Source organism: Terriglobia bacterium (assembly GCA_032252755.1).
In the GTDB taxonomy this organism is placed as follows: domain Bacteria; phylum Acidobacteriota; class Terriglobia; order Terriglobales; family Acidobacteriaceae; genus JAVUPY01.
This window is the reverse complement of sequence record JAVUPY010000090.1, coordinates 1-12,346: the sequence shown is the minus strand read 5'-3', so window position 1 is coordinate 12,346 and position 12,346 is coordinate 1. Positions and strand designations below refer to the sequence as shown.

16 protein-coding genes are annotated in these 12,346 nt (G+C 58.1%); 11 read left to right on the top strand and 5 right to left on the bottom strand.

The window, feature by feature from the left end:
- Window positions 1-27: 27 nt before the first annotated feature.
- The gene (locus tag ROO76_22195) at window positions 28-519 is read right to left on the bottom strand and encodes a TlpA disulfide reductase family protein (protein ID MDT8070883.1); all 492 of its coding nucleotides are present in this window, start codon (window positions 517-519) and stop codon (window positions 28-30) included.
- Between the two features lie 36 nt (window positions 520-555).
- On the opposite strand from ROO76_22195, the gene ROO76_22190 reads away from it, so the two are divergent.
- The 5 genes from ROO76_22190 to ROO76_22170 all read left to right on the top strand — a co-directional run bounded on the left by ROO76_22190 (window position 556) and on the right by ROO76_22170 (window position 4,082).
- Window positions 556-1,722, top strand: coding sequence for a glycosyltransferase family 2 protein (locus ROO76_22190; GenBank protein MDT8070882.1), 1,167 nt, complete (start codon window positions 556-558; stop codon window positions 1,720-1,722).
- Window positions 1,723-1,737: 15 nt separating this feature from the next.
- A complete protein-coding gene (locus ROO76_22185) occupies window positions 1,738-2,148 on the top strand; it encodes a 6-carboxytetrahydropterin synthase (protein ID MDT8070881.1) in 411 nt (136 codons plus the stop codon).
- Between the two features lie 18 nt (window positions 2,149-2,166).
- Window positions 2,167-2,589, top strand: a complete 423-nt coding sequence (locus ROO76_22180; protein ID MDT8070880.1) for a 6-carboxytetrahydropterin synthase — start codon at window positions 2,167-2,169, stop codon at window positions 2,587-2,589.
- A 27-nt stretch (window positions 2,590-2,616) separates the two neighbouring features.
- Window positions 2,617-3,219 carry a GTP cyclohydrolase I FolE gene (gene folE, locus ROO76_22175; GenBank protein MDT8070879.1) on the top strand — a complete coding sequence of 201 codons (603 nt, stop codon included), beginning with the start codon at window positions 2,617-2,619 and terminating at the stop codon, window positions 3,217-3,219.
- Between the two features lie 83 nt (window positions 3,220-3,302).
- Window positions 3,303-4,082 (top strand): SDR family NAD(P)-dependent oxidoreductase, encoded by a 780-nt coding sequence (locus ROO76_22170; protein MDT8070878.1) that lies wholly within the window; start codon window positions 3,303-3,305, stop codon window positions 4,080-4,082.
- A gap of 85 nt (window positions 4,083-4,167) precedes the next feature.
- Here ROO76_22170 and ROO76_22165 read toward each other — a convergent pair whose 3' ends face one another.
- From ROO76_22165 to ROO76_22155, 3 genes are all read right to left on the bottom strand, one after another.
- Complete coding sequence (locus tag ROO76_22165) at window positions 4,168-4,518, bottom strand: PilZ domain-containing protein (GenBank protein ID MDT8070877.1); 351 nt, start codon at window positions 4,516-4,518, stop codon at window positions 4,168-4,170.
- A 166-nt stretch (window positions 4,519-4,684) separates the two neighbouring features.
- On the bottom strand, window positions 4,685-4,846 hold the full coding sequence (locus ROO76_22160) for a hypothetical protein (protein MDT8070876.1): 162 nt from the start codon (window positions 4,844-4,846) through the stop codon (window positions 4,685-4,687).
- A gap of 98 nt (window positions 4,847-4,944) precedes the next feature.
- The gene (locus ROO76_22155) at window positions 4,945-5,676 is read right to left on the bottom strand and encodes a rhomboid family intramembrane serine protease (protein MDT8070875.1); all 732 of its coding nucleotides are present in this window, start codon (window positions 5,674-5,676) and stop codon (window positions 4,945-4,947) included.
- A gap of 125 nt (window positions 5,677-5,801) precedes the next feature.
- Between ROO76_22155 and truB the strand changes: the two genes are divergently transcribed.
- Together truB and ROO76_22145 are read left to right on the top strand one after the other, a co-directional pair.
- Window positions 5,802-6,689, top strand: coding sequence for a tRNA pseudouridine(55) synthase TruB (truB, locus tag ROO76_22150; GenBank protein MDT8070874.1), 888 nt, complete (start codon window positions 5,802-5,804; stop codon window positions 6,687-6,689).
- 28 nt (window positions 6,690-6,717) lie between these two features.
- Window positions 6,718-7,476 (top strand): prolyl oligopeptidase family serine peptidase, encoded by a 759-nt coding sequence (locus ROO76_22145; GenBank protein ID MDT8070873.1) that lies wholly within the window; start codon window positions 6,718-6,720, stop codon window positions 7,474-7,476.
- A gap of 34 nt (window positions 7,477-7,510) precedes the next feature.
- Here the strand turns inward: ROO76_22145 and ROO76_22140 are convergent, their stop codons facing one another.
- Window positions 7,511-8,056, bottom strand: coding sequence for a hypothetical protein (locus ROO76_22140; protein MDT8070872.1), 546 nt, complete (start codon window positions 8,054-8,056; stop codon window positions 7,511-7,513).
- Window positions 8,057-8,145: 89 nt separating this feature from the next.
- On the opposite strand from ROO76_22140, the gene ROO76_22135 reads away from it, so the two are divergent.
- The 4 genes from ROO76_22135 to carA form a co-directional block, all read left to right on the top strand.
- Entirely contained in the window at window positions 8,146-9,345 is a 1,200-nt protein-coding gene (locus ROO76_22135) for a cysteine desulfurase family protein (protein ID MDT8070871.1), read from the top strand.
- A 62-nt stretch (window positions 9,346-9,407) separates the two neighbouring features.
- Window positions 9,408-10,523 carry a tRNA 2-thiouridine(34) synthase MnmA gene (gene mnmA, locus ROO76_22130; GenBank protein ID MDT8070870.1) on the top strand — a complete coding sequence of 372 codons (1,116 nt, stop codon included), beginning with the start codon at window positions 9,408-9,410 and terminating at the stop codon, window positions 10,521-10,523.
- Window positions 10,524-10,665: 142 nt separating this feature from the next.
- Entirely contained in the window at window positions 10,666-11,292 is a 627-nt protein-coding gene (locus tag ROO76_22125) for an SDR family oxidoreductase (GenBank protein MDT8070869.1), read from the top strand.
- A 62-nt stretch (window positions 11,293-11,354) separates the two neighbouring features.
- Window positions 11,355-12,346, top strand: a 992-nt coding sequence (carA, locus tag ROO76_22120; GenBank protein ID MDT8070868.1) for a glutamine-hydrolyzing carbamoyl-phosphate synthase small subunit, incomplete at its 3' end; no start/stop codon positions are given.

The following is a 12,346-nucleotide window of genomic DNA, read 5'->3' as shown; positions in this document are numbered from 1 at the left end:
GGGCCAAGCCAGAGTGCGTCAAGATGATCAGGATGACAGTTTATTCAGATAGTCGATAATTTCCGGGCTGGTCCAGTCCTGGGCGCCGATGAATTTTCGGCGGATAATGCCTTTGCTGTCGATGATGTAGGTTTCAGGCCAGCCGAAGGTTCCGAATAAATTGGCGGCTTTCTGGTCGCCGTCGCGCACGGTGAGCACGCCGGGCATGCGCTTCTGGGTGAAGTTCTTGTAGGCGTCATTGTCGACGTCGATGGAGACGGCAAGGACGACGACTTTGCTTCCCATTTCCTTTTGCATCGCGACCATCGAGGGAACTTCTTCGATACAGGGCGGACACCAGGTGGCCCAGAAATTCAGGACCACCGGCTTGCCCCGAAATTGGCTTAGCGTGACGGTTTTCTGGCCATCGGAGACGGTGAAGTCAGGCGCCTGTGTCCCGATCTGCGCCGGCTTATCACTCTTGCAGCCGACGAACGTCAGCAAGAGGGCCGCGAAAACGAAAGAGAGAAGACGTTTCACGCCTTCTATAATAGTACGTAGCGGCTTGGGGCTCCTATGACAGACGATCACACTTCCGTTGTAACTAGCGTCACACCCGTGACACCCCACGTTTCGGTCATTGTTCCAGCACGGAACGAGCAGGAAACGCTCGAGCGGTGCCTGCGGTCCATCGTCGAACAGGAGGGGATGCCATTTGAGTTGCTGGTGGTGGACGACGGTTCGAGCGACCGGACGCGCGACATCATCGCGTTCTTCGCCGGAGTGAAAGAGTGCCCATTTATCGGAAAGAATCCGTCGCTTGCTGATGTGCGTGCGTTTGAGGCCCGCACACCGATTCCGGAAGGGTGGACGGGAAAGGCGAACGCAATCTGGACGGCCGTGAATCACGCGCGCGGCGAATGGTTGCTCTTCACCGATGCGGATACGTTTCACGAAAAAGGGTCGCTGGCGCGAGCGGTGGCCGAGGCGGAAAAGCATGGCGCGGACCTGCTTTCCTATTCGCCGAAGCAGGAGTTGGGTTCGTTGCCGGAGCGGATGCTGATGCCGGTGGTTTTCTCGGAACTGGCGACGCAGTATAAGCCGCGCGAAGTCTGCGATCCGACGTCGCCGGTGGCGGCCGCGAACGGCCAGTACCTCTTGATCCGGCGTGCTGTGTACCACAAGGCAGGCGGGCACGCAGCGGTTGCGGGCGATCTGCTGGAAGACGTTGCGTTGGCGGTCCGAGTGAAAGAAGACGGCGGCAAATTGCGCTTTCGCGTCGGGATTGGCGAGGTTAGCGCGCGCATGTACCGCACCCTGGATCAACTTGTAGAGGGCTGGACGAAGAACCTGGCGCTGCTGTTTCCGAACGCGAAGACGCTGGCTTACCAGCGGGTGACGGAATTCACGGTAATGTGGGCCCTGCTGCTGATCGCGGAAGAGATGGCACTGCTGCGGCATCCGGCGCTGGCACTGTGGGCGGCGGTGCTGGCGGTGCTGGTGTGGATCAACTTCATCCGGCGGATCGCGAAGGCGCACTCGGGGTGGTTCAACAATGTGCTGGCGATCTTCGGCCTGCCGATGTTCAGTTGGCTGCTCTTGCGCTCCGTGGCCGCGCATCGGCATCACTCGATATGGTGGAAGGGGCGCGAGTACTCCGGTCTCGAATCGGTTGAGAACGAGAGGTCATCAGAACACGTCGTAGGAGCCGGTCCGGCTAATTCGGACTCGCATTCTTCATAAGTCAACGGGAGAGGCATGGTCTACCTGACACGAAAGGCTGAGTTTTCGGCCTCGCATCATTACCACAATCCGGAATTCTCGGCGGAAGAAAACCAACGCATTTTTGGAAAGTGCAACAACCCCAACGGTCACGGACATAACTACACGCTCGAAGTCACGGTGAAGGGCGAGGTGGACCGCAAGACAGGATTCGTCGTCGATCTGAAACAACTCAAGGAAGTGATGAATCGCGAGGTGATCGAGGCTCTGGATCATCGCTACTTAAACAAAGAAGTACCCGAGTTCAAGAATCAGATTCCGACGACCGAGAACATCGCGATTGCGGCCTGGAAGCGGATGGAGAAAAAGCTCAGCGTCGCGAAGCTGCATCGAGTCCGTGTGTATGAGACACCGGAGCTGTGGGCGGACTTCTATGGGGAGGAATGACCGAGAAATTCGGAGTTTATGAAGGCATACCTCACTCGTCGCTACATGTTCTCCGCTTCGCATCGGCTGCATTGTGATGGGCTGAGCGAGGCGGAGAATCGGGCGACATACGGAAAGTGCAACAATCCTCACGGGCACGGACACAACTATTTTGTGGAAGTGACCGTGAGTGGCCAGGTGGATCCGCGAACGGGAATGGTGTGCAACCTGGTGGATATCGACGAATGCGTCCAGCGGGAGATTCTCGACAGGTTCGATCATGCGAACCTGAATACGCTGCCGGATTTTGAGGGCGAAGTGCCGACTACCGAAGTGCTTTCGGTCCGGGTATTCGAGATTCTGAAACAAAGGTTCCGGGCCGCGCATCTAGAAAAGGTAAGAATCGAAGAGACCATGCTGAATAGTTTTGAATACGCCGGGGGGCGGGAAGTACGGGTCTGAAAAAGTACCACTGACACGGAGATAACCATGAAATCTACAGCCCAGGAAACGACGATTACCAGCGCAAGCTATGAAGAACTGGTGCGCGAGATGCTGGTTCGCCTGGGAGAAGATCCCGACCGGGAGGGCTTGAGGCAGACTCCGGAGCGGGTGCGCAAGGCGATGCAGTTCCTGACGCGTGGCTACCAGGAAGATCCGGAGACGATCCTGAATAGCGCGCTGTTCACGGTGAACTACGACGAAATGGTGATCGTGAAGGACATCGAGATGTTCAGCCTTTGCGAGCATCACATGCTGCCGTTCTTCGGCAAGGTTCACATCGCGTATATCCCGAACGGAAAAGTGATCGGCCTGAGCAAGCTGCCGCGCCTCGTTGAAGTCTTCTCACGCCGGCTGCAAGTGCAGGAGCGCCTGACGACGCAGATCGCGGAGACCATCCAGGAGACGATCAAGCCGCAAGGCGTCGGCGTTGTCGTCGAGGCGCGGCACCTGTGCATGATGATGCGCGGCGTCGAAAAACAGCATTCGGCTGCGGTGACCTCGGCGATGCTAGGTGCTTTCCGCGACCTCGATACGCGGTCGGAGTTCTTATCCCTCATTCGCAATGGGAAGAACGGCCACGGGCCGTAAAATGGTGCCATCGTGCGATCGTGCCATCGCAATATCAGACGAACCTTGGCTGAGTGTACAATCCTGCCGTTAGCGAGCGAACAATGGCGGGTACTTCTACATCAAGAAAATCTCGTAGCAAAAGATCATCCACAAAGAACCGCGAAGGTACCGAACTGAAGGGCAAGATTGCCCTTGTGACCGGCGGCAGCCGCGGGCTTGGGCGCGCGATTGCCGAGGCGCTGGCGAGCGAGGGCTGCAAGGTCATCATCACCGGTCGCGACGAGCAGGCGCTCGCAGTGGTCTCGGCAGCGGTCACGCGCAAGGGCGGTGCCGTTTATGCGCGGCACTGCGATGTGCGCAGCGCTGAATCGGTTGCGGCTCTCGCGACGGCGATTCGCAAACAGTTCGCACGGCTCGACATTCTGGTGAACAACGCGGGAATCGCGCATGCAACAGCGAGCGTGGACCAACTTCCGATCGAGGCCTGGCGCGAGGTGATCGAAACCAATCTCACGGGCCTATTCCTCGTCACGAGGGCCGCGCTGCCGCTGATGCATGCGGGCGGAACGATCATCAACAACCTGTCCATTTCGGCCAAGCTGGTTTTCCCAGGAATGTCGGCGTACAACGCCTCGAAGCATGGAGCCCTGGGCCTAACGGATTCGCTGCGGGAAGAGCTTCGACCGCGTGGAATTCGCGTCATATCGCTACTGCCGGGAGCGACGGACACGGACATCTGGCAGCACTTCTGGCCGGAAGCGCCGCGGGAGAAGATGATGTCGGCGGAGAGCATCGCCACTGCGCTCGTCGCAGCCTTGAAGATGCCAGCAGATACCACGGTGTCGCAGTTGGAGATTACGCCAACGGGCGGACCGCTGTAGGAATCGTGCCATCGGGCGAACGAGCCACCGCGCGATCGGAACCATTTCCGTTAGAGTGTTCGGGTTGTAATTGGTCAGGGCGGGATTACTGGATCAGCGCCAGCGTGTTGCAGACGCGCGCGATGTGCTCGCGTTCTTCCTGCGTCGTTGAGGCTGCGTACTCGACACCGTAGCTGAAACCTTCCCGGTTGCGCAGCATGCCTCGCACGGAAATCTTCTTGTCGGAGTAGGGAAGGATCAACTCGATCGTGACCATATCGCCGAGAGCCAGGTCGGCCGGTACGAAGGCGCGCAGGCCACCTTCGCTGATATTGGAGCCGCGGGCGAAAATTGTGCGGTTGTTATTGGCTGGTCCGGTGATCATTCGCAGCCGGATGTCTACGCGATACCTTTGGAATTTCCGAGCTTCGTGTCCCTGTTTATGTTCAGCTGCCATGTTGCTCAAGTGGTCCATATTGGCCCACCTCGCGGGTTAGCTCCAAGATAGGTCTGCATTCGAGCGTGGTCGAGATTACGTGGGTAATTCCCGCCTGCTACTTTGGTAGCGCATTCTCAAATGCAGACCACTCTCTCTATATATATCGGCAGCCGCGAATCAATCTTTAGGCGGCCGGTTTCTTCGGTTGGTCGTTGTAGATACGTTCGGCTTCTTCGCGATCCTCTTCAACCTGCTCCGGATCGGGAACTTCAAACTCGGGATCGCGGTCTTTAATGTCGTCCTTTCGGTTCGGACGCAAATCGCCAGTGCGGTTCTTCTCTGCCATGTTTCACCTCCTGTGGTGGGATTGAGGTTGGAGGCGAGTTTGATGGCGGCTGTTGTCTTGAAAACCTACTTGCCACAGAGCCACGCGGTGAGTCGGTTCTAGAGGCCGTAACGATAGCGGCGGGGACGCACCGGCAGCATCTTGATCATAACAATACCCGCAACGAATCCGCCGACGTGGGCCCAGAAGGCTATGCCGCCGGTGGTCTGGGCGGTAGGTGCGATTGCCGTGGCGGCGCCGGTCATGAACTGGACTACGAACCAGTAGCCGAGAACAATCCATGCGGGCAGCCATACGAAGAACAGGAATACCCATGTGAGTACGCGTGCGGATGGAAAGAGAATGAAATAGGCCCCCATGACGCCCGCGATGGCCCCACTGGCGCCGACGCTTGGGATGAGGGAGTAGAAGTTAAACGCTATGTGCGTCAGCGAAGCGAGAATCCCCGCGACCAGGTAGAAAAGCAGATAACCGAAATGCCCGAGCTGGTCTTCAATGTTGTCGCCAAAAATCCACAACACCCACATGTTTGAGATGAGGTGCAGCCAGCCGCCGTGCAGGAACATGGAAGTGAAGATCGGGAGCAGGGCTGAACTGGTAGTGACGTACCGTTCACCGAGTTGGTGGACGAAGCGAGCGGGGACTTCACCTCCGGCGAGCCAAAGTGGAAGGCGGCCGGGAACTTCGCCGAACTGCATGATGAAGGAGTCGAGAGCGGCGTGGCTGGGGAGAGTGACCTCGTAAAGAAAGACGATGACGTTCGCCGCTATCAGGAAGTAATTGATGAACGGCGTTCGATAACGCGGTGCGTCGTCTTTCAGCGGAATCATACGATGAGTTCTGCGCCCGAAGAACAGTCTACCTTACAGGATTTTGAGAGCTTCCGGGAGTGGGGCGGGAGCGGTATTCGCACCGAAGTTTGACCTCCGCGTCGGCGTCGTAGAGCATAGAAGTGATGCTGAATGGGGCGCTGGTACTCGACAAGCCGTCCGGGATGACGTCACACGACGTAGTGTCGTGCGTCAGGCGCATCTTTGGGGAAAAGTCAGTCGGCCACCTTGGAACCCTCGACCCGATGGCGACCGGCGTATTGCCCGTTGTGCTCGGGCGCTACACCCGGCTCGCGCAGTTCTACGGCGATTCGACTAAAGGTTACGAGGGAGAGATCCGGTTTGGCTTCGCCACCGACACTTACGACGCCGACGGAGAACCGACCACCTCGATGCGTGGAACCGATCGATTGACACTTAAAGTTATACTTGATGTTTCGCGCAGATTTATAGGAAAGCAGGAGCAAACGCCACCGCCTTTTTCGGCCAAGAAAATCAAGGGAGTGCCTGCTTATAAACATGCTCGCAAGAACCAGGCGGTAGAACTTGCGGCGGCTCCGATTGAAGTATTCGAGTTCGAGATCCTGGACTTTATGGATGGGCGCGCACGGTTCAGGGCGCTCGTTTCGTCGGGAACGTATCTACGGAGTCTGGCGCACGATCTCGGAAATGTGCTGGGCGTTGGGGCGCACCTGAGCGCCTTGCGAAGGACGAAGGCGGGGGAGTTCACGATCCAGGATGCGCATACACTCGATGCCCTCGAGTCCATGGGGGACGAGAGGGCTACTGCACTGATTCATCCCCGCCTGCTGCTGCCGGAGATGCCAGCGGTGACGGTTACGGACGAGATCGCCGGATACATTCGCAATGGACGCGCGGTGAACCTGCCGGATTACTCGGCCGCGAAGTTCGTGAAAGTTTTTCAGCGTCAAGCAGAGCTCATCGCGATTGCGACCCGTGTAGCTGGAACGTTGTTTCATGCGAAGACGGTACTGTTCGGAAGCAACGAATAATCCGGTAATCGGAAAATCGGAATAACCTATGTATCGGACTCGATTCAAGAAGGAAATCGTTGCGGAATTCTTACCGCCCAGGCGGAACTTGAAGAAGCAGCGCGTCATCATCCTCTGCGACGGAATGCCGTCGATACCGCGCAAGCAGGCGCTGTCCGAGTTTCTTTCCCGCAAGGGGTATTGGGTCTTCTACCCGCGTTATCGAGGCGCGTGGGAAAGTGGCGGCATCTTCCTGCAGAGGTCTCCCCATGAAGACATTCTGGATGTGATCGACGAGTTGCCGAAGGGTATGACCGAGGTTACGTTCGGTAAGAAGTTCGATATCGAACCCGATGAAATCTTCGTAATCGGCGGAAGCTTCGGTGGAGCGGCGGCGATTCTGGCTTCCCTGGATCCGCGCGTAAAGAAAGTGGTTGCGACCTGCCCCGTAGCGGACTGGTCGATCCTGGCGCACAGCGAGCATAAGGAGACATCGAACAAGAGCTACGTCGCCTACATTCGCGAGGCGTTCGGAGAGGGCTACCGCATCACGGAAAAAAACTGGAACAAGCTTCGCACGGGGACGTTCTACAACCCGGCACATCATGCGCGCCAGATCATCCCCGGCAAGGTCCTGCTTTTCCATGCGAAGGATGACCCGTACGTTCCCTGGCGTTCGGTTGAGCGATTTGCAACAAAAACCGGCGTCAAACTGCGGCTGTTTGCGCGCGGGGGGCATTTGGGCACGCAGCCGACGGTGCAGCGCTACTGGCCGGAGATACAGAAGTTCTTCAACTCGCCCGCCTGATCGGCTAAATCAATCGCTCGCGCGCTCGCAAGGCTTAGACGCCGCGAGCCTTCTTCTTGACGTCTCGTGCGCGATCCAGGCCGGCGATGAAATCCACCACTTTGGGTGCGACCAGTTCCTCGCCGCCCAGTTTGCACGACATCTTCACTGGGTAGCTGCCCTGGTCAAGCGCGATGTAATAAACGTCCCCGGACGTACTGGTGGCAAAAGGGAAAATGTCTGTGGAACGAAGCTCCGCCGGGAGGTCGGAAACGGTCCGCAGATCGGCGGGCAGGAATTCACGGATCGACCATAGCTTCCCGTCGGTCCTCCGCAGGGTAATACCCCGCATAGTTATGACGTCCTGATCGGAATACAGATCCTTGATGATATTGGGGATTGCGCGCCGATGGTGCTGCTCCAGGTCCGACCAGCGCGGCGATAACAGCCTTTCGCGCCCTCTCTTCTCCGCCTCAAGGGCTTGCTCCTCGGGACTCAGTCCCAGCAGCTTCCTCATCAGCCAGCGGCCGGCGAAGACAATGCCGATCAAACCCGCAAAAAGCAGGACAATGGCCAAGAGCGATATTGCAACGCGGATCATAAGTGCTTAGGGGTGCTGCTGCCCGAGAACGTACGCCTGAATCCTGAAGCGCCGCAAGGCCATCGTACAATAGAGGAAGAGCCGTAATCATGCAGCGTGTCTACCTCGATAACAATGCCACCACACCTCTTTTACCCGAGGTGTTCGAGGCCATGCGCCCATACTTCCTGGAGAAGTTTGGAAACGCGTCCTCGATCCACCAGCAGGGGCAACAGGCGCGGGCTGCGGTCGAACAGGGACGGGAGAACGTTGCGGCATTGCTGGGATGCCGGGCTGCGGAGATCGTATTCACCTCTGGCGGAACCGAGGGCGATAACCTGGCGATCTTCGGCGTTGTTGATCCGGGCGATCACGTCATCACCAGCACGATTGAGCACCATGCGGTTCTCAACGCTTGCAAGCATCTGGAGCAGATGGGTTCTGACGTCACATATGTCCCGGTGGATGGGCATGGGCTCGTTGATCCGGCCGCGGTCGCATCGGCGGTTCGTGCCAAAACGCGGCTGATTTCAATCATGATGGCCAACAACGAAACCGGGGTCGTGCAGCCAGTCGCGGAAATCGGGAAGTTCGCGCAGGAGCGGGGAATTCTGTTTCATGCGGATGCGGTGCAGGCGGCAGGGAAGATTCCCATCGATGTGAAAGAGATCGGATGCCAGATGCTGACCATCTCCGGACACAAGCTGCATGGGCCACAGGGGACAGGGGCGCTATACGTCCGGCGCGGAACGCACTTGAAGCCGCTCTTCTATGGTGGCCGACACGAGCGTTCGCGACGTGCCGGAACGGAGAACCTGCCGGGAATCGTCGGGCTGGGACGCGCGGCCGAAATCGCTCGCGACTGGCTGGCCAGCGGCGGCGATCGCGTGATGTCGGCCATGCGTGACCGGTTGGAGCGAACAATTCTCGAGCGAGTGGAGCGAACGCGCGTTAACAGCGGCGCCGCGCCCCGTACACCCAACACGTCGAATATTGTTTTCGACTGCATCGAGGGCGAAGCGCTGGTGATCGCTCTGGATCTGAAGGGCGTGGCCGTTTCCACGGGAGCAGCCTGCTCATCAGGCGCGATTGAGCCATCTCACGTCCTGACCGCAATGGGGCTGAGCGGAGAAGACGCTCGTGCGAGCATACGCTTCTCGCTCGGCAAGCAGACGACGGAAGAGGATATTGAGTTTGTTTTGAAAAGAGTTCCGGAAACAGTTGCCAGACTCCGAGAATTGAGTCCGGTGTGGAATGAGCAGGTGCGAGGTGCGAGGTGCGAGGTACGAGGTGATGATTGGAGTATCTGATGTTGGTGTCGCTCGCACCTCGTACCTAGCACTTCGTACCCAAGTGCTTCAATAACGATTCTATGCAGTTAACTAAGACCATTGCCGTTGCCATGTCCGGTGGAGTCGATTCCTCCACCGTCGCGGCCATGCTGCGCGCGGAAGGGCACACGATCATCGGCTTGACGATGCAGTTGTGGAATCAGCGGCGCTTAGCGGGGCACGAAGGCATGCCAGAGGGGGTGACGGGTCGTTGCTGCTCGATCGATGACGTTTACGACGCGCGTCGGGTGGCGGAGCGGCTGGGGATTCCGTATTACGTCGTGAATCACGAAGAGCGGTTTGAAAAGGACGTGGTGCGGCCGTTTGTGCAGGACTATCTCTCGGGCCGCACACCAATACCGTGCTCACTCTGCAACAATCACTTGAAGTTTGATCAGCTACTGATTGTGGCGAGACAGATTGGGGCCGAGTATATTGCGACTGGTCACTATGCTCGGAATGAGTATGACACCGAGCGCGGCCGGTGGCTGCTGAAGCGTCCGGCGGACCGGGCGAAGGACCAGACGTACTTCTTGTTCGGTCTCACGCAGGAGCAGTTGTCGCGTACGCTGTTTCCGCTGGGCGATATGCATAAGCCCGAGGTCCGCGACGAAGCGCGAAAGCAGGGCCTGACCGTGCTCGCCGAAAAGCCGGATTCGCAGGAGATATGCTTCGTCCCGGGTGGGGATTACAAGCAGTTTCTTGACGCTTACCTGGTCGAGCAGGGCAGCGCTCTTCCGGATACGTCCGGAGAACTCGTGACCTCCGAGGGCGAAGTGATCGGCCGGCATGAAGGCATACACAACTTCACCATTGGCCAGCGCAAGGGACTAGGCGTTGCGACGGGCTCGCCACTATACGTAATCGGTATTCGCGGCGACAAGAAGGAAGTTGTTGTCGGCTCACAGAACGATCTTTACTCGCGCGAACTGCGCGCACACCGCATGAACTGGATCGCCATCCCTGAGTTGCGCGAGGCGATTCGCGTCGAGGCAAAGATTCGCCACAAGCACCAGCCAGCCCCGGCAACCGTCGAGCGCGCCGGCAAGGACGAGGTGAAGGTCACCTTCGACGAGCCCCAGCGGTCGATTACGCCCGGGCAAGCGGTGGTGTTCTATGAGGGAGATATCGTTGCCGGGGGCGGGTGGATCAAGTAAGAAGCATTGTCGGATTGACGATTCTGATTGACGATTGAAGACCGTTTCCGAAGGTTGTAGCCTCTTAATCGTCAATGAGAAAATCGTCAATCGTCAATTTCGGCTTTTCATTCGTCATTTCGTCATTCTGTCGAGGTGAGTTATGCAACTCGCCGTCTTCGGTGCCACCGGACCTACCGGACAGCAACTCGTAAAGCAGGCGCTTGAGCAGGGACACTCGGTCACCGCCCTTGCGCGCACTCCTGGCAAACTCGTAATTCAGCATTCCTCGCTGCGGATCGTGAAGGGCAATGTGCTCGACATGGCGGCCGTCGAGGAGACCATCTCCGGGGCGGACGCGGTTCTTTCGTGTCTTGGGCGCCGAAACCCTTTCAGCGGCAAAGGTGACGTCTGGAAGGGAACTCACAATATTATTGTCGCGATGAAAAAACTCGGCGTGCGCCGACTGATCATCGAGAGCGCTTATGCGGCCGGGAGTAGCCGTGAATTCGCGAGTCCCGGGTTGAAGCTGGTCACGAGCACGCTGCTGGGCTGGGCATACCACGAAAAGGCGGTTCTGGAACCGGAAGTCATGTCGAGCGGGCTGGATTGGGTGATCGTGAGGCCGCCGGCTCTTCGCGACGGGCCGAAGACAGGGAATTACCGCGCCGGGGAAGGACTTCGGCTTTCGGTGCGAAGTTGGATCAATCGTGCCGACGTCGCCGATTTCATGCTGAAGCAGGTCACGTCCGACGAGTGGTTGAGGAAAACTCCGACGATTTCCGTGTAGCCGGTCTTCCGGCCTGAGTACCTTCCTGATAAAATCTATGAAATCCACTCCTTGGGGTAGAGATGCAGGCAATCCTGGCCCTGGAAGATGGCAGAATCTTCCGCGGCAAAGCGTACGGCGCAATAGCTGACTGTCAAGGCGAAGTCGTTTTCAATACTTCCATAACCGGCTACCAGGAAATCTTCACCGACCCCTCCTACACCGGGCAGATCGTCGTTCTCACCAATCCCGAAATCGGCAATTACGGTACCAACCCTGAAGACGAGGAATCGAAGAAGCCTTATATCGAAGGGCTGATCGTGCGCGAGTTCTCGCCCATCGCCTCGAACTGGCGCTCACAGAACGTCGCCGACGATTACCTCGACCGCAACGGAATTCCGGTGCTGGCCGAAATCGACACGCGTGCACTGGTGCGGCATTTGCGCGACCACGGCGTAATGCGGGGTGTGATTTCAACAACCGAGAAAGACGCCGACAAGTTAGTGGCTCGTGCGCGTGCAATTCGCAAGATGGACGGTACCGACCTCGCGTCCGTGGTCACGACCAAGAAAGAATATTCGTGGAGCGAGGGGCCGATCGATCCAGGCCGGATCATCACGCCGGAAGCGCCGCAGTACAAAGTCGTCGCGTACGACTACGGCATCAAGCACAACATTCTGCGAATGCTCGCCGGCTCGTGCTGCGACGTGACCGTGGTCCCGGCCAAGACGAGCGCGGAAGACGTGCTGGCAATGAAGCCTGACGGAATCTTTCTCTCGAACGGCCCGGGCGATCCCGAGCCGGTCACCTATGCGCAGAACAACATTCGCGGACTGATCGGGCGCGTTCCGGTGTTCGGCATCTGCCTGGGACACCAGTTGATCGGACTCGCGCTGGGCGGCAAGACTTACAAGCTCAAGTTCGGACACCATGGTGGCAATCATCCGGTGAAGCAGTTGCGCACCGGCAAGGTCGAGATCACGGCACACAATCACAACTTCGCCGTTGATCCAGATTCGCTGAATCCAAGCGAAGTCGAGTTGACCCACGTGGACCTGAACGACAACACGCTCGA

Bases quoted from the DNA above. Each gene is read 5' to 3' on its own strand.
- ROO76_22135 (MDT8070871.1), top strand. From the start codon at position 8,146: ATGCAGCGTGTCTACCTCGATAACAATGCCACCACACCTCTTTTACCC.
- ROO76_22145 (MDT8070873.1), top strand. From the start codon at position 6,718: ATGTATCGGACTCGATTCAAGAAGGAAATCGTTGCGGAATTCTTACCG.
- ROO76_22155 (MDT8070875.1), bottom strand. From the start codon at position 5,676: ATGATTCCGCTGAAAGACGACGCACCGCGTTATCGAACGCCGTTCATC.
- ROO76_22190 (MDT8070882.1), top strand. From the start codon at position 556: ATGACAGACGATCACACTTCCGTTGTAACTAGCGTCACACCCGTGACA.
- ROO76_22140 (MDT8070872.1), bottom strand. From the start codon at position 8,056: ATGATCCGCGTTGCAATATCGCTCTTGGCCATTGTCCTGCTTTTTGCG.
- ROO76_22165 (MDT8070877.1), bottom strand. From the start codon at position 4,518: ATGGCAGCTGAACATAAACAGGGACACGAAGCTCGGAAATTCCAAAGG.
- ROO76_22180 (MDT8070880.1), top strand. From the start codon at position 2,167: ATGAAGGCATACCTCACTCGTCGCTACATGTTCTCCGCTTCGCATCGG.
- folE (MDT8070879.1), top strand. From the start codon at position 2,617: ATGAAATCTACAGCCCAGGAAACGACGATTACCAGCGCAAGCTATGAA.
- ROO76_22185 (MDT8070881.1), top strand. From the start codon at position 1,738: ATGGTCTACCTGACACGAAAGGCTGAGTTTTCGGCCTCGCATCATTAC.
- ROO76_22125 (MDT8070869.1), top strand. From the start codon at position 10,666: ATGCAACTCGCCGTCTTCGGTGCCACCGGACCTACCGGACAGCAACTC.
- ROO76_22170 (MDT8070878.1), top strand. From the start codon at position 3,303: ATGGCGGGTACTTCTACATCAAGAAAATCTCGTAGCAAAAGATCATCC.
- ROO76_22160 (MDT8070876.1), bottom strand. From the start codon at position 4,846: ATGGCAGAGAAGAACCGCACTGGCGATTTGCGTCCGAACCGAAAGGAC.
- mnmA (MDT8070870.1), top strand. From the start codon at position 9,408: ATGCAGTTAACTAAGACCATTGCCGTTGCCATGTCCGGTGGAGTCGAT.
- truB (MDT8070874.1), top strand. From the start codon at position 5,802: ATGCTGAATGGGGCGCTGGTACTCGACAAGCCGTCCGGGATGACGTCA.